Annotated in this window: 12 protein-coding genes and 1 pseudogene; 6 read left to right on the top strand and 7 right to left on the bottom strand. The window is 61.0% G+C overall.

What is annotated here, in order from left to right:
- Positions 1-14 precede the first annotated feature (14 nt).
- Positions 15-857 (bottom strand): mechanosensitive ion channel family protein, encoded by an 843-nt coding sequence (locus tag HV782_RS22575; protein WP_123467226.1) that lies wholly within the window; start codon positions 855-857, stop codon positions 15-17.
- Between the two features lie 139 nt (positions 858-996).
- Positions 997-1,482, bottom strand: a complete 486-nt coding sequence (locus HV782_RS22580) for a YajQ family cyclic di-GMP-binding protein (RefSeq protein WP_003227548.1) — start codon at positions 1,480-1,482, stop codon at positions 997-999.
- A gap of 140 nt (positions 1,483-1,622) precedes the next feature.
- Between HV782_RS22580 and HV782_RS22585 the strand changes: the two genes are divergently transcribed.
- The 3 genes from HV782_RS22585 to HV782_RS22595 are packed head-to-tail and all read left to right on the top strand — an operon-like array spanning position 1,623 to position 5,210.
- Positions 1,623-2,540 (top strand): putative 2-dehydropantoate 2-reductase, encoded by a 918-nt coding sequence (locus tag HV782_RS22585; RefSeq protein ID WP_186748194.1) that lies wholly within the window; start codon positions 1,623-1,625, stop codon positions 2,538-2,540.
- Between the two features lie 45 nt (positions 2,541-2,585).
- Positions 2,586-4,622 (top strand): sensor histidine kinase, encoded by a 2,037-nt coding sequence (locus HV782_RS22590; protein ID WP_123467230.1) that lies wholly within the window; start codon positions 2,586-2,588, stop codon positions 4,620-4,622.
- A gap of 3 nt (positions 4,623-4,625) precedes the next feature.
- On the top strand, positions 4,626-5,210 hold the full coding sequence (locus tag HV782_RS22595; protein WP_186748193.1) for a cob(I)yrinic acid a,c-diamide adenosyltransferase: 585 nt from the start codon (positions 4,626-4,628) through the stop codon (positions 5,208-5,210).
- 113 nt (positions 5,211-5,323) lie between these two features.
- Here the strand turns inward: HV782_RS22595 and HV782_RS22600 are convergent, their stop codons facing one another.
- From HV782_RS22600 to secA, 4 genes are all read right to left on the bottom strand, one after another.
- Positions 5,324-6,271: a Nudix family hydrolase gene (locus HV782_RS22600; RefSeq protein ID WP_186748192.1), complete on the bottom strand. Its 948-nt coding sequence runs from the start codon at positions 6,269-6,271 to the stop codon at positions 5,324-5,326.
- Positions 6,268-6,900, bottom strand: a complete 633-nt coding sequence (locus HV782_RS22605; protein WP_128614078.1) for a glutathione S-transferase family protein — start codon at positions 6,898-6,900, stop codon at positions 6,268-6,270. The genes HV782_RS22600 and HV782_RS22605 overlap by 4 nt, the downstream gene beginning before the upstream one ends.
- Positions 6,901-7,079: 179 nt before the next feature.
- A complete protein-coding gene (gene argJ / locus HV782_RS22610; RefSeq protein WP_123467239.1) occupies positions 7,080-8,297 on the bottom strand; it encodes a bifunctional glutamate N-acetyltransferase/amino-acid acetyltransferase ArgJ in 1,218 nt (405 codons plus the stop codon).
- Between the two features lie 122 nt (positions 8,298-8,419).
- Entirely contained in the window at positions 8,420-11,158 is a 2,739-nt protein-coding gene (gene secA / locus HV782_RS22615; RefSeq protein ID WP_128614080.1) for a preprotein translocase subunit SecA, read from the bottom strand.
- Positions 11,159-11,467: 309 nt separating this feature from the next.
- On the opposite strand from secA, the gene HV782_RS22620 reads away from it, so the two are divergent.
- Positions 11,468-11,923: a DUF721 domain-containing protein gene (locus tag HV782_RS22620; RefSeq protein ID WP_123467243.1), complete on the top strand. Its 456-nt coding sequence runs from the start codon at positions 11,468-11,470 to the stop codon at positions 11,921-11,923.
- Positions 11,924-11,999: 76 nt separating this feature from the next.
- Here HV782_RS22620 and HV782_RS22625 read toward each other — a convergent pair whose 3' ends face one another.
- The gene (locus tag HV782_RS22625) at positions 12,000-13,487 is read right to left on the bottom strand and encodes a helicase HerA-like domain-containing protein (RefSeq protein WP_128614081.1); all 1,488 of its coding nucleotides are present in this window, start codon (positions 13,485-13,487) and stop codon (positions 12,000-12,002) included.
- 188 nt (positions 13,488-13,675) lie between these two features.
- On the opposite strand from HV782_RS22625, the pseudogene HV782_RS29060 reads away from it, so the two are divergent.
- Both HV782_RS29060 and HV782_RS29065 read left to right on the top strand, forming a co-directional pair.
- Positions 13,676-14,707, top strand: a pseudogene (locus HV782_RS29060) (HAMP domain-containing protein); the annotation flags it as partial.
- 93 nt (positions 14,708-14,800) lie between these two features.
- Positions 14,801-15,565: a methyl-accepting chemotaxis protein gene (locus HV782_RS29065; RefSeq protein WP_371043227.1), complete on the top strand. Its 765-nt coding sequence runs from the start codon at positions 14,801-14,803 to the stop codon at positions 15,563-15,565.
- Positions 15,566-15,705 lie beyond the last annotated feature (140 nt).

Below are 15,705 nucleotides of genomic sequence, written 5' to 3' on the forward strand. Positions count from 1 at the left end.
TAATTAGCAACCTATCATTGTGTTGCCGATTCCTGTACCACGCGGATCACGCGTTGCGGAAAAGGAATATCAATGCCGGCAGTCTTTAAACGATCACGCGACTGTTCGTTAAACATGAACAGCACATCCCAGTAGTCTGCGGTTTTCACCCAGACACGCAGGGATACAGTGATCGAACTGTCACCCAGTGTCGAAATCACGGCTTGCGGCGCAGGATCCTGCAGCACACGCTCATCTTTGGCCAGATCCAGCAGCACCTGACGGGCCTTTTGCAGATCGGCTTCGTAATCGACACCCACATCGAACACCACTTTGCGGGTTGGCTGACGATTGGTGTTGGTGATGATGCCGTTCGACAGGTTGCCATTCGGCACGATGATGGTCTTGTTGTCGCCGGTACGCAGCACGGTGTGGAAAATCTGGATGCTGTCGACCGTACCCGACACGCCCTGCGCTTCGATCCAGTCACCGATGCGGAACGGGCGGAACAGCAGAATCAGCACGCCGCCGGCGAAGTTCGCCAGGCTGCCTTGCAATGCCAGACCGATGGCCAGGCCCGCCGCACCAATCGCGGCAACGAACGAGGTGGTTTCAACACCGATCATCGAGGCCACGCTGACGATCAGCAACACCTTGAGAATGATGTTCGCCAGGCTGCTGATGAAGCCTTGCAGCGCCAAGTCAGCATTGCGCAGGGCCAGCAGACCGCCGAGCTTTTGCGTGACCTTGTTGATCAACCACCAGCCGATCGCCAGGGTAATCACCGCCAGCAACACGCGGCTGCCGTATTCCATGATCATCGGAATCCACGCTTGGGATGCCTTGACCAGGTTGTCTACCTCAGCATTCAAATCCATCTTCTATCTCCTGATTTCCGGCTACCCGGCCTGAAAAAAATCAACGGCAGAAAGACTGAACCTGTTGGGGCTCAATCGTTTCTGCCGCTGCTGGGCCCTCGGACGTTGAAAACGCCGAGAGGTTCCCCGACCGGAAAGCTTAGTCGCGGAAATTGTTGAATTGCAGTGGCATGCCGAATTCCTTGGCACGCAGGGCCGCGATGGCTTCCTGCAGGTCGTCGCGCTTCTTGCCGGTAACACGCACCTGCTCGCCCTGGATGGCGGCCTGGACCTTGAGCTTGGCGTCCTTGATGTGCGCGACGATCTTCTTCGCCAGCTCCTTGTCGATGCCTTCCTTGAGGATGGCGTCCTGCTTCATCAGCTTGCCCGAGGCGTAAGCGTCTTTGACTTCCAGGCACTGCACATCAATCTTGCGCTTGGTCAGGGCCAGCTTCAGGATCTCGATCATCGCTTCCAGCTGGAACCCGGCTTCAGCGGTCAGGTTGACGGTCAGGTCCTTTTCCTTGAACTCGAAGCTGCCTTTGCCTTTCAGGTCATAACGACGATCGAGTTCCTTCACGGCGTTCTCGACCGCGTTGGTCAGCTCGTGTTTGTCCAGTTCGGATACCACGTCGAACGACGGCATGTAATCTCTCCAATAAAAAGGCGCGCCCGATGTGGATGGAGCGCGCTTGGCTTGCGGTTAAAATCGGGCTCATTATAACGGGTCTTTTCCCACCGATACGGCGAGCCTTGCATGCCAGTACCTTACCGAGTGAAAAACTGATGTCCACCCCCTGGCACGTTCTCGGCGCCGGCAGCCTCGGCACGCTATGGGCCACCCGCCTGGCCCGGGCGGGGCTGGCGGTGCGGCTGATCGTGCGTGATGCCGAGCGTTTGCGCAGCTATAACGCAGCCGGCGGCCTGACGCTGGTCGAACACGGCGAAGCCAACACCTATGCCGTCCCCGCGCAAACGACCGACGACCCAGAGCCGATCCGCCGCCTGCTCGTGGCGTGCAAGGCATACGACGCCGAAAACGCCGTCGCCGGCCTCGCTTCACGCCTGACAGCCGACGCTGAACTGATCTTGCTGCAAAACGGCCTCGGCAGTCAGGACGCCGTCGCCAACCGCGTCCCGCAGGCACGCTGCATCAGCGCCTCGAGCACCGAAGGCGCCTTTCGCGACGGCGACTGGCGGGTGGTGTTTGCCGGTCACGGCTACACCTGGCTCGGCGACGTCGCGCATGCGGTGTCGCCGATCTGGCTGGATGATCTGGACGCGGCGAAAATCCCTCATGAGTGGAGCACCGATATCCTCACCCGGCTGTGGCGCAAGCTGGCGCTCAACTGTGCGATCAACCCGCTGACCGTGCTGCATGACTGCCGTAACGGTGGATTGCAGGCGCATCACTGTGAAGTCGCTATCCTGTGCGCGGAACTGACCGAGTTACTGCAGCGCTGCGGCCAACCGGCAGCGGCAGACAACCTGCAACAGGAAGTCGAGCGGGTGATCCTGGCCACCGCGGCCAATTACTCTTCGATGTATCAGGACGTGGCCAGCCGACGCCGTACCGAAATCAGTTATCTATTGGGCCACGCCTGCAAAGTTGCCACGCGCCATCAACTGCACTTGCCCCATCTCAATCAGTTGCAAGTGCGCCTGGTCGCTCATCTGCACAGCCTTGGATTGCCCAGCGACTGAGCACCCGCTACGCTGACCGCTTGTTCCTTTGCTGCGATTACTCTGATGCCATTGCGCCAGCGCCTTGAAAACCTGCCGGTCGGCCAGAAACTGCTGGCCGCCCTGCTGGTGCTGTTGACCACTGTCCTGCTGGTTGCCAACCTGACGTTCATCAGTGCCGCCTACTACATCTCCCAGGAAAGCATGGCGCCGCAGGCACTGCAGACCATCGGCCGGCTGATTTCCAACCCCAGCCTGGTGTCACAAGCCCTGGAATCGCCGCAAAGTGCCGAGCGCCTGCTCAAGGAACTCGACAGCTATTCTCCACTGCGCGCCGCCGCGCTGTATGACGGCAAAGGCGAACGGCTCGCGCAGATGCAACGCGGCGACAAACTCAACTTGCCGGAACGTTACCGGCACATCGAAGCCTGGCAACTCACCGAGTTTCGCAGTAACCAGTTGATCACCCTGCCCCGCCCCGGTACCGCACCGGGCCATTTGCTACTGGTCGCGAGCAGCGAGCTGCCGATGGCGTTCTACACTGGCACGTTGACTGCGAGCCTCGGCATCCTGATCTTCAGTGTGCTGCTGTGGCTGGTGATTGCCCGGCAGATCAAACGCCTGATCACCCATCCGATTCATCAACTTGAAGAGTTGTCGCGCCAGGTGACCCGCGAGGAAAACTATGCCCTGCGCGCCTCACGGGGCAACCACGACGAAATCGGCAGCCTCGCGGAAGCGTTCAACACCATGCTGTCGCGCATCGAAGCCCGTGAGCAACAGCTCAAGCGTGCGCGCGATGACTCGCAAGCCGCCTACGATCAGGCGCAGGGGCTTGCAGAGGAAACCCGCCACACCAACCGCAAACTGGAACTGGAAGTCCAGGTGCGCAGCAAGATCGAGAAGAAGCTCACCGGCTTCCAGAATTACCTCAACAGCATCATCGACTCGATGCCCTCGGCACTGATCGCCCTCGACGAACAGCTTTATGTCACCCAGTGGAACCAGGAGGCCAGTGCGCTTTCCGGTACGCGCCTGGACGAAGCGCTGAACCAGCCGATCTTCCTCGCGTTCGAGCCACTCAAGCCATTTCTGCCACAACTCAAGCAGACTGTGGAAGAACACACCGTGGCGAAAATCGAGCGGGTGACCTGGTTCAAGGACGACGAACCCAAGCATTACGCCCTGACCTTCTACCCATTGATGGGCGGCGCCGGGCGTGGCGTGGTGATCCGTATCGACGACATCACCCAGCGCCTGTCGCTGGAAGAGATGATGGTGCAGTCGGAAAAAATGCTTTCGGTCGGCGGACTTGCCGCTGGCATGGCTCACGAAATCAACAACCCGCTGGGGGCGATCCTGCACAACGTGCAGAACATTCGTCGGCGGCTGTCGGCGGACCTGCCGAAGAACCTCGAAACCGCCGAGCAACTGGGCATCGATCTGGACACGGTCAACCGTTACTTGCAGGGCCGGGAGGTCCCGCAGTTGCTCGACGGCATTCAACAGGCCGGCGCACGGGCCGCGAAGATCGTCACCCATATGCTCAGCTTCAGCCGTCGCAGCACCCGGCAAATGGCGCCATGCGATCTGCCGGCGCTGATTGATCAGGCCGTGGAAATCGCCGGCAACGACTTCGACCTGGCCATCGGCTTCGACTTCAAGGGGCAGGCGATCATCCGTCAATTCGACCCGGCCCTCGGTCCGGTGCCAGGCACCGCCAACGAGCTGGAGCAAGTGTTGCTCAACCTGCTGAAAAACGCCGCGCAGGCCATTCACCAGCGCGAAGATGACAGCGAGCCCGGGCGGATCATCCTGCGCACCCGGCTCAATCCGCCGTGGGCCGAGATTCAGGTCGAAGACAACGGTATCGGCATGAGCGAGAGCGTGCGCAAACGCACGTTCGAGCCGTTCTTCACCACCAAGGAAATCGGCCAAGGCACGGGGCTGGGTTTGTCGGTGTCGTATTTCATCATCACCAACAACCACAAAGGCCAGATGGAAGTGCAATCGGCGCCCGGCCAGGGCACCTGCTTCACCCTGCGCCTGCCGCTGACGCAACCTGCGCCGATAGCGGCCGAAAACAATCAACTACCGAGGTAAAGCATGGGCTTTCGCTTGTCGAAGATTTACACCCGCACCGGCGACACAGGCGAAACTGGCCTGGGCGATGGACGTCGCGTGCCCAAGGATCATCCGCGGATCGAGGCGATTGGCGAAGTCGATACGCTGAACAGTCAGGTCGGCGTGCTGCTGGCGGGGTTGTTGGCCGAGCGCGAGGCCTGTCCGGGGCTGAACGAGCTGATCGACGTGTTGGCGCCTTGTCAGCACCGGCTGTTCGATCTCGGCGGCGAGCTGGCGATGCCGGAATATCAGGCGTTGAATACGGTGGAAATCCAGCGTCTGGAAGCAGCGATTGATGTGTGGAATGAAGAATTGGGGCCGCTGGAGAACTTCATACTGCCCGGCGGTTCGCTGCTGATTGCTCAGGCGCATGTGTGCCGGAGCCTGGCGCGCAGTGCCGAGCGCCGTTGTCAGCATTTGAATGCGCTTGAGCCGTTGGCCGGGGTCGGCCTGGCGTATATCAATCGGTTGTCGGATTTGTTGTTCGTCGCGGCCAGGTTGATTGCGCGGCGGCAGGGGATTGCGGAGATTTTGTGGCAGCCGGCGGTAAAACCTGCAGAAAAGTAGCGTCTGACAGGCCGCCTTCGCGAGCAAGCTCGCTCCCACAGTTGATTCGGTTCATCCAGTTGGAATGCAGTCAAATGTGGGAGCGAGCTTGCTCGCGAAGAGGCCAGCAGCCGTTACAGAGAATCCGGCCAGAACGCCCGAATCCCCGCCACACCCTGAGCCCCAACGCCCCAGGCCTTCTCGCGCTCCGCCGGGCCAACTCCACCCAACAGAAACACCGGTTTGCTGAAGCCGTCGATCAACCTCGACGCCTGCTCCCAGCCCAATGGCTGCGCATCCGGATGGGTCAAGGTCGGCTGCACCGGCGACAACGTGACGAAGTCCACGCCCATCTGCTCGGCCAGTGCCAGTTCTTCAGCGTTGTGACACGACGCCGCCAGCCAGCGCTCCGCCGGCAACGGCCGCCCCGCCGCCGCGTATTTACGCAATTGCGCGGCCGTGATGTGCCAACCGGCGGACGGGAAATCGCCGAGCCACTCGAACGGCCCCTTGATCATCAACTGCGCCTTGCCGGCACACAGACCGGCCGCGTCCACCGCCAGATCGCGATACTTGGGGTCATAGCCGTTCGGTGCGCGCAACTGGATCAACTTGATACCGCCGGCAATCGCTTTCTGGATGCCGCGTAACAAGGCCGGGGCTTCCAGGTCTTCCGGAGTGATCAAATAGTCGCCCGGTAAACGCGCCGCCGCGACGATCGGCTGATTGGCGGCGGGAAACTCATAGTCCACCAGTTCCTTCGCGGTGACCCAGGCCAGCGGCTGACCTTCGGCACCGTGGGGTTCGCCGCTGAAGCTCGACACTTCCCAGACATCCAGCAACACCTGTTTGTCGGGGTAGTCGTGGTGAACCTTGATCAGTGGACGGGCAGCACCGACGACAATGCCCAACTCTTCGTGCAGCTCACGGGCCAGCGCGGTTTCCACCGACTCGTCGGCCTCGACCTTGCCGCCGGGAAACTCCCACAAGCCACCCTGATGCTGGGTGTCGGCACGGCGGGCGATGAGAACTTTGCCGCTGTCGTCACGAATGACGGCGGCGGCGACGTGTACGCGTTTCACGGATTCAACTCCTCCAGTCCAGCCTTCTGCCATGCCTTGAAGGCCGGCCATTGGTAGACGGTTTCAACATAGGCTTCGTCGGCCGCTGGCAGCTTGACCTGATAGGTGCGCAGGCGCACGGCAATCGGCGCGAAGAAGGCATCGGCCAGACTCACCCGACCAAACAGGTACGGCCCGCTCTCGGTGGCAGCAGCACGGCATTCGGCCCACAGCGCGAGCATGCGCTCGATGTCGACCTTCACTTCTGGCGGCACCGGGTTCAGCGGCGCGTCATGGTTGAGGTTGAACGGCATGTGATTGCGCATGGCGAAGAAGCCACTGTGCATCTGCGCGCAGGCGGATCGTGCCTGGGCGCGGGCGAACAGATCGCTCGGCCAGAGCTGTTCGGACGGAAACTGTTCGGCGAGGTATTCGGCGATGGCCAGCGAATCGGCGATGGTGCCCCGTGAGGTTTTCAACAACGGGACCTTGGCGGTTGGCGAATGCTTGAGCAGACGCTCACGGGTGTCGGGTTTGCCGAGTCTGATCAACTCTTCGGTGTAGGGTGCGCCGGTCAGCTCGACGGCCAGTGCCGCGCGCAGGGACCAGGAGGAAAGCAGTTTGTCGCCGATGATCAGGTGCAGGGACATGGGTGTGGCGCCTTTTCGTCAGAGGAAGCTTCTAAACTTGTCGAGTCTGAACCATCGCTTTCGCGAGCAAGCTCGCTCCCACAGGTTCTTGGGTGTACACAGCATGTGTGAACGGCCGAAACCACTGTGGGAGCGAGCTTGCTCGCGAAGAGGCCGACAGCCCGCCCCCACCTTTTAGATCAAGTGCGGTACTCGGCGTTGATCTTCACGTATTCATGCGACAGGTCGGTGGTCCAGATGGTTTCGCTGCAATCACCGCGACCCAGCTCGATGCGGATGGTGATTTCTTCCTGCTGCATCACCGCCGAACCCTGCGCCTCAGTGTAGGTGCTTGCGCGGGCGCCACGGCTGGCGATGCACACGTCACCGAGGAACACGTCGATCTTGCTCACGTCCAGGTCCGGCACACCGGCACGGCCGACAGCGGCCAGGATACGGCCCCAGTTCGGGTCGGAGGCGAACAGTGCGGTCTTGATCAGCGGCGAATGCGCCACGGTGTAGCCGACGTCCAGGCATTCCTGGTGATTGCCGCCGCCGTTGACTTCAACAGTGACGAACTTGGTCGCGCCTTCGCCGTCACGCACGATGGCCTGGGCCACGTCCATGCACACTTCGAACACCGCTTGCTTCAACTTGGTGAACAGCTCGCCTTCAGCGCGAGTGATTTCCGGCAGCGCAGCCTTGCCGGTGGCAATCAGCATGCAGCAGTCGTTGGTCGAGGTGTCGCCGTCGATGGTGATGCGGTTGAACGACTTGTTGGCGCCGTCGAGCATCAGGTTGTGCAATACATCACGGGAGACTTTGGCGTCGGTGGCGATGTAGCCGAGCATGGTCGCCATGTTCGGGCGGATCATGCCCGCACCTTTGCTGATACCGGTCACGGTGATGGTCACGCCATCATGCTGGAACTGGCGGCTGGCACCCTTGGGCAGGGTGTCGGTGGTCATGATGCCCGTGGCTGCGGCTTCCCAGTTGTTTTCCGACAGGTCGTCCAGCGCCGCTTGCAGGGCGCCTTCGATCTTCTCGACCGGCAGTGGCTCGCCGATTACACCGGTGGAGTACGGCAGGATCTGGCTGGCATCGACACCGGTCAGCTCGGCGAGCTTCGCCGTGGTGCGCTCGGCCGCAGCCAGGCCCGGCTCACCGGTACCAGCATTGGCGTTGCCGGTGTTGGTCAGCAGGTAGCGCACAGCGTTGTGCACACGTTGTTTCGCCAGGATCACCGGCGCCGCACAAAAGGCGTTCAGGGTGAACACGCCCGCCACCGTAGAGCCTTCGGCGCAACGCATCACCACCACATCCTTGCGCCCCGGGCGCTTGATGCCGGCCGAGGCGATACCGAGTTCAAAACCGGCAACCGGGTGCAACGTTGGCAAAGGACCAAGACCAACAGCCATGAATGCGCTCCTTACTCAATGATGTCAGCACCGCCAATCGTAGGGACGGTGGCTTGAATGGCAAAACGCCGCGACGGCAGGAGCCGGTCGCGGCGCGGGTATTTCAGCGATTGAAACGGGTTTTACTGGATCTGCCCGTGGCAATGCTTGAATTTCTTGCCCGAACCGCAGTAGCACAGTTCGTTGCGGCCCAGCTTCTGCTCGTTGCGAACCGGGGCGGTGGCGAGGGCGACATCGACCTCTTCACCGACCAGGGCTTCCGGCTGGTCCAGGCCCGGGGCTTCGGCGTGTTCGAACTGCATGCGGGCGGCCAGTGCTTCGGCCTCCTCACGCAGGCGTTGTTCTTCGGCTTCCGGATCTTCGCGGCGGACCTGAACGTGCGACAACACACGGATCGAGTCGCGCTTGATCGAATCCAGCAGCTCGGAGAACAGCGTGAACGACTCGCGCTTGTATTCCTGCTTCGGGTTCTTCTGGGCGTAGCCACGCAGGTGGATGCCGTGACGCAGGTGATCCATGGTCGACAGGTGGTCTTTCCACAGATCGTCCAGTACGCGCAGAACGATTTGTTTCTCGAAGGAGCGCAGTGCGTCGGCACCGGCCTGGTCTTCTTTCTCGTTGTACGCGGCGATCAACTCCTGCATCAGCTTCTCGCGCAGGGTTTCTTCGTACAGGTGATCGTCTTCGTCAAGCCACTGCTGGATCGGCAGTTTCACGCCGAAATCGCTGGCAATCGAGGCTTCCAGACCGGCGACGTCCCACTGCTCTGGCAGCGATTGCGGCGGAATGTGGGCACTGACGGTGGCGTTGAGCACGTCCTGACGGAAATCGGCGATGGTTTCACCGATGTTGTCAGCGGCCAGCAACGTGTTACGCATGTGATAGATCACTTTACGCTGTTCGTTGTTGACGTCGTCGAACTCGAGCAGTTGCTTGCGGATGTCGAAGTTGCGGCCTTCAACCTTGCGCTGCGCCTTCTCGATCGCGTTGGTCACCATGCGGTGCTCGATCGCTTCGCCCGGCTGCATGCCCAGGGCTTTCATGAAGTTCTTCACCCGGTCAGAGGCGAAGATGCGCATCAGGCTGTCTTCCAGCGACAGGTAGAAGCGGCTGGAACCGGCATCGCCCTGACGGCCGGCACGGCCACGCAGCTGGTTGTCGATACGACGGGATTCGTGGCGCTCGGACGCGATCACCTGCAGACCGCCGGATTCCAGCACTTGCTGGTGGCGCTTCTGCCAGTCGGCCTTGATCTGCGCGATCTGCTCGGGGGTCGGGTTCTCCAGCGACGCGACTTCCACTTCCCAGTTACCGCCCAACAGGATGTCGGTACCACGACCGGCCATGTTGGTGGCGATGGTCAGGGCGCCCGGACGACCGGCCTGCGCGATGATCTCGGCTTCTTTTTCGTGGAACTTGGCGTTCAGAACCTTGTGTTCGATGCCTTCCTTCACGAGCAATGCGGACATGTGCTCGGAGGTTTCGATGGTGGCAGTACCCACCAGCACCGGACGACCGGCGGCCATGCTTTCCTTGATGTCGGTAACGATTGCCGCGTACTTCTCTTCGGCAGTCAGGAACACCAGGTCGTTGAAGTCCTTACGCGCCAACGGCTTGTTCGGCGGAATGACCATCACCTCCAGACCATAGATCTGGTGGAATTCGAACGCTTCGGTGTCAGCGGTACCGGTCATGCCGGACAGCTTGGTGTACAGACGGAAGTAGTTCTGGAACGTAGTCGAGGCCAGGGTCTGGCTCTCGGCCTGGATGTTCAGACCTTCCTTGGCTTCGATAGCCTGGTGCAGGCCTTCGGACAGACGACGGCCCGGCATGGTACGACCGGTGTGTTCGTCGACCAGCACGACCTGACCGTCCTGCACGATGTATTCAATGTTGCGGTTGAACAGCTTGTGCGCACGCAGACCGGCATACACGTGGGTCAGCAGGCCCAGGTTGTGTGCCGAGTACAGGCTTTCGCCTTCAGCCAGCAGGCCGACGCGGGTGAGCATGTCTTCGATGAACTGGTGACCGGCTTCGTTGAGCTCGACCTGACGGGTCTTCTCGTCAACGGTGTAGTGGCCGGCCTTGGTGACTTCGCCTTCTACTTCTTCGACGTGCAGTTCCAGCTGCGGGATCAGTTTATTGATCTCCATGTACAGCTTGGAGCTGTCCTCGGCCTGACCGGAGATGATCAGCGGGGTACGCGCTTCGTCGATGAGGATGGAGTCGACTTCGTCGATCACGGCAAAATTGAGTTCGCGCTGGAATTTTTCTTCCATGCTGAACGCCATGTTGTCGCGCAGGTAGTCGAACCCGAATTCGTTGTTGGTGCCGTAGGTGATGTCGGCGGCGTAGGCGGCGCGCTTCTCTTCCGGCGGCTGGAACGGCGTCACGACGCCGACGGTCAGGCCGAGGAATTCATACAGCGGACGCATCCAGTTGGCGTCACGACGGGCCAGGTAGTCGTTCACCGTCACCACGTGCACGCCCTTGCCGGACAGCGCGTTGAGGTAAACACCCAGGGTCGCCACGAGGGTTTTACCCTCACCGGTACGCATTTCGGCAATTTTGCCTTCGTGCAGGGTCATGCCACCGACGAGCTGTACGTCGAAGTGGCGCATGCCCATGACGCGCTTGCCGGCTTCGCGGGCGACCGCAAAGGCTTCTGGCAGCAGCTTGTCGAGGGTTTCCCCTTTGGCGATGCGGGCCTTGAACTCGGCGGTCTTGGCACGCAATTGATCGTCCGAAAGGGCCACCATTTGCTCTTCGAAGGCATTGACGAGCTGCACCGTCTTGAGCATGCGTTTGACTTCACGCTCGTTCTTGCTTCCAAAAAGTTTCTTTAACAAAGGCGCAAACATATCGGCAGGATCTTCCACACTAAAGGGATGGAGGGCGGCCCCGTGAGCGTCGCCCGTGCAGCCCTCATGGCCGCATGCGAACGAGCATTCTACCCGGAAACGGAAGTGAGGAAAGTGGCGATGTTCCACGATGCTGGCACTGCGCTTTGACGGGGCTCACTTAAGATAGGGGCGTTTTGCTCAACTTCAACCCGTACAGGAAAGAAGTTAGTCGTTGATTTAATGGGTAAAGCAGGGACAAAAGCAATGGGCGAGTGATTTTGCCGCTTTCTGCTACCATGGCGTTTCTGTTACTTCAGGTGTTCGATCATGGCATTCCGCCCTCTTACGGCCAGAGCACCCGCCGTTCTGCTGCGCGAAGCCAAGCCGCTCAAAGCCATTCTCGGCCATGCCCAACGTCTGGGGCATCTGCAACGCTTGCTCGAAAGCCAACTGCAACCCGCCGCCCGCGAACATTGTCATGTGGCGTCCTGGCGTGAAGGCAGTCTGTTGCTGATTGTCACCGACGGCCATTGGGCCACCCGTCTGCGTTATCAGCAGAAACGCTTGCAGCGGCAATTGCAGATGTTCGACGAGTTCGCCAGCCTGACGCGCATTCTGTTCAAGGTGCAGCCGCCTACCGTGCAGCGCGGGGCGACCGGACATACGATGGATTTGTCGACGGATGCGGCGGCGACCATTCAGGCCACGGCCGACGGGATCAGTGATCCGGGGCTGCGGGCGGCACTGGAACGGCTGGCGGCGCACGCTAAAGACAAGTCCTGAAATCTATCTGAACGTGGGCGCAGATCCAATGTGGGAGCAGCCTCGCTCCCACATTTAGCTCGCCGGCAAAGAATGGTCAGCGGCGTTTGCTGCCTCCAAGCAAAGAGCCCATCAAGCCGCGCACCAGTTGTTTACCCAAATTATTGGCCGCCTGGCGCATGGCGGATTTCAACGCCTGCCCGGCCGCCGTCCCGAGAAACTCCCCGGCCCTGTCGGCAAGACTCGGCTCTTCGGGCACGGGCTTACCTGCCGGGACCTCAGTTTCTGGCGCCAGCCCCTTGCGCCCCATCAGAATTTCATACGCCGACTCGCGGTCGATCGGTTTGTCATACCGGCCCTTGAACGGCGACCCGGCGATCAATACCGTGCGTTCGGTTTCGCTCAGCGGCCCGATCCGCGACTGCGGCGGCGCCACCAGGACGCGCTGGACCATTTCCGGCGTACCTTTTTCTGTCAGCGTGCCGACCAGCGCCTCGCCGATGCCAAGCTCCGTCAACACCGCCAGGCTGTCGAACGCCGGGTTCGGCCGGAAGCCATCGGCCACTGCCCGCAGGGATTTCTGCTCCTTGGCGGTGAACGCACGTAAACCGTGCTGAACGCGCAGACCCAGCTGCGCCAACACGTCATCCGGCAAGTCCGCCGGCGACTGGGTCACAAAGTACACGCCGACGCCTTTCGAACGAATCAGCCGCACCACTTGCTCCAGGCGCTCCTGCAAGGCCTTGGGCGTGTCACCGAACAGCAAGTGCGCCTCATCGAAGAACAAGGCCAGCAGGGGTTTATCGGCATCGCCGCGCTCCGGCAACTGCTCGAACAGCTCGGCCAGCAACCACAACAGGAAGGTCGCGTAGACCTTCGGTGCTTCATGCACCAGACGACTGGCGTCCAGTAGATGAATGCGTCCACGGCCGTCGGCGGTCGGTTGCAGAATGTCTTCGAGTTGCAGCGCCGGCTCGCCAAACAGCGCCTCGGCGCCCTGCTGTTCGAGGATCGCCAGTCGCCGCAACAGCGCCTGACTGGAACCGGTGGTCATCAGCGCCGCGTCTTCGCCAAGCAACTGCGGATTGTCCTTGAGGTGGTTAAGCAGGGCCTTGAGGTCCTTCAAGTCCAGCAGCAACAGCCCTTCGCGGTCTGCGACCTTGAACGCGGCATACAGCGCCGACTGCTGGCTGTCGGTGAGTTCCAGCAGGCTGCCGATCAACAGCGGGCCCATTTCGCTCAGCGTGGTGCGCAACGGATGACCGGACTCGCCGTGGATGTCCCACAACGTCACCGGGTAAGCCTTGGGCTGGTAATTGAGCCACGGCATGCCGGCAATACGCTCGGCGACCTTGCCCTGAGGGTTGCCAGCGGCGCCAAGGCCGCACAGATCACCCTTGATGTCGGCGGCAAACACCGCCACGCCGGCGTCGCTGAACGCTTCGGCAAGGCGCTGCAAGGTGACGGTTTTACCCGTACCGGTGGCGCCGGCGACGAGCCCGTGGCGGTTCGCCAGGCGCATGGCCTGCCCCACCTGCTGTCCTGTGAGATCGGCACCGATTACGAGTTGCGAGGAGTCAGGCATTTTGTCACCCAATGGTTAATCTTTGATTCTGCATGGCCGATAAACAGAGGTGAGAGCCCGATCACAAGTCGGGCCGGACATTTCCCTAAGGAGAGACGGAAATATCAGCTTACTTTCACCCTTGCCCATTACGCGCGCTTCTATAAAAGCACGCCCTGGACATTAAGACCTTAGCGGAACCCCAAGCCATGAACAAAAATCTGCGCTTCAGCCATAAAATTTTGCTTGCCGCCGCCCTCATCGTCATCGCCGCCTTCGCCTCGTTCACGCTGTACAACGACTGGCTCCAGCGCAACGCGATCCGCGATGACCTGAAGAACTATCTCAACGAGATGGGCGAAGTCACTGCCGGCAATATCCAGACCTGGCTCAACGGCCGCATCCTGCTGATCGAAAACGCCGCCCAGAACATCGCCATCAACCCCGAGTCCGCCAACGTCGCCAGCCTGCTGGAACAGAAAACCCTGACGTCGACGTTCATGGCCACCTATCTGGGTGACGCCACCGGTCACTTCACCATTCGCCCGGATACGAAGATGCCGGACGGTTTCGACCCTCGGGTTCGTCCCTGGTACAAGGGCGCCGAGAGCAGCAGCACCTCGACCCTGACCGAACCATACATCGACGCGGCCACCGGCCAGTTGATCATTTCCATCGCCACCGCCTCGAAGAAGGCCGGCCAGAGCGTTGGCGTGGTCGGCGGCGATCTGAGCCTGCAATCGCTGGTCGACACCCTCGCCGCGCGGGATTTCGACGGCATGGGTTATGTGTTCCTGGTCAGCTCGGACGGCAAGATCCTCGTGCACCCGGACAAGGCACTGGTGATGAAATCACTGAAGGAAGCCTATCCCCAGGACACCCCGCGCATCAGCGGCGATTTCAGTGAAGTCACCGTCGATGGCAAGACCCGTATCGTGACCTTCGCGCCAATCAAAGGCCTGCCGTCGGTGAACTGGTACATCGGCCTGTCGGTGGACAAGGACAAGGCCTTCGCCATGCTCAGCCAGTTCCGCACCTCGGCAGTGATTGCGACCATCATTGCGGTGGCGATCATCATCGCCCTGCTCGGCATGCTGATCCGCCTGCTGATCCAGCCGCTGCACGTCATGACCCGCGCCATGGAAGACATCGCCGACGGCGAAGGCGACCTGACCAAACGGCTGACCATCGTCAATCACGATGAATTCGGTGTGCTGGGTACGGCGTTCAACCGTTTCGTCGAGCGTATTCATGGCTCGATCCGCGAAGTGTCGTCGGCCACCGGACAGGTCAACGAGGTCGCGTTGCGCGTGGTCGCGGCGTCGAATTCGTCGATGTACAACTCCGATCAACAGGCTTCGCGCACCAGCAGCGTGGCCGCCGCGATCAACCAGCTCGGCGCCGCCGCCCAGGAAATCGCCCGCAACGCCGCGCAAGCCTCGAACCAGGCCAGCGACGCCCGTGGCCTCGCCGAAGACGGCCAACAAGTGGTCGATCGCAGCATCAAGGCAATGAATCAGCTGTCGAGCATGCTCAGCGCGTCGAGCAGCAACATCGAGTCGCTGAACAGCAAAACCGTGAACATCGGCCAGATTCTCGAAGTGATCACCAGCATTTCCCAGCAAACCAACCTGCTGGCGCTCAACGCCGCGATCGAAGCGGCGCGTGCCGGTGAGGCCGGCCGTGGCTTTGCCGTGGTGGCGGATGAAGTGCGCAACCTGGCGCACCGCACCCAGGAATCGGCGCAACAGGTGCAGACCATGATCGAGGAGCTGCAAGTCGGTGCCCGCGAATCAGTGAGCACCATGAGCGACAGCCAGCGCCACAGTCAGGACAGCGTCGAGATTGCCAACCTCGCCGGGGAGCGACTGAACAGCGTGACTCAGCGCATTGGCGAGATCGACGGGATGAACCAGTCGGTGGCCACGGCGACCGAGGAGCAGACGGCGGTGGTGGAGTCGATCAACGTCGACATCACCGAGATCAACACGCTGAACCAGGAAGGCGTGGAAAACCTGCAGGCAACGTTGCGCGCCTGTTCCGATCTGGAACAACAGGCTTCGCGGTTGAAGCAACTGGTCGGCAGTTTCCGCATCTAGCGTCTGCACGCCCCTCATCGCCAGCAGGCTGGCTCACACATGGGATCTGCGTTATCGCAAATCCCTGTGGAAACCCGCCTGCCAGCGATTACGGACCGCAAAACACGGCAAAACTTCACTAACCGCCCCACCGCGCAATC

Source organism: Pseudomonas monsensis (assembly GCF_014268495.2).
Lineage (GTDB): Bacteria > Pseudomonadota > Gammaproteobacteria > Pseudomonadales > Pseudomonadaceae > Aquipseudomonas > Aquipseudomonas monsensis.

Bases quoted from the DNA above. Each gene is read 5' to 3' on its own strand.
- HV782_RS22575 (WP_123467226.1), bottom strand. From the start codon at position 857: ATGGATTTGAATGCTGAGGTAGACAACCTGGTCAAGGCATCCCAAGCG.
- HV782_RS22580 (WP_003227548.1), bottom strand. From the start codon at position 1,482: ATGCCGTCGTTCGACGTGGTATCCGAACTGGACAAACACGAGCTGACC.
- HV782_RS22585 (WP_186748194.1), top strand. From the start codon at position 1,623: ATGTCCACCCCCTGGCACGTTCTCGGCGCCGGCAGCCTCGGCACGCTA.
- HV782_RS22590 (WP_123467230.1), top strand. From the start codon at position 2,586: ATGCCATTGCGCCAGCGCCTTGAAAACCTGCCGGTCGGCCAGAAACTG.
- HV782_RS22595 (WP_186748193.1), top strand. From the start codon at position 4,626: ATGGGCTTTCGCTTGTCGAAGATTTACACCCGCACCGGCGACACAGGC.
- HV782_RS22605 (WP_128614078.1), bottom strand. From the start codon at position 6,900: ATGTCCCTGCACCTGATCATCGGCGACAAACTGCTTTCCTCCTGGTCC.
- argJ (WP_123467239.1), bottom strand. From the start codon at position 8,297: ATGGCTGTTGGTCTTGGTCCTTTGCCAACGTTGCACCCGGTTGCCGGT.
- secA (WP_128614080.1), bottom strand. From the start codon at position 11,158: ATGTTTGCGCCTTTGTTAAAGAAACTTTTTGGAAGCAAGAACGAGCGT.
- HV782_RS22620 (WP_123467243.1), top strand. From the start codon at position 11,468: ATGGCATTCCGCCCTCTTACGGCCAGAGCACCCGCCGTTCTGCTGCGC.
- HV782_RS22625 (WP_128614081.1), bottom strand. From the start codon at position 13,487: ATGCCTGACTCCTCGCAACTCGTAATCGGTGCCGATCTCACAGGACAG.
- HV782_RS29065 (WP_371043227.1), top strand. From the start codon at position 14,801: ATGTACAACTCCGATCAACAGGCTTCGCGCACCAGCAGCGTGGCCGCC.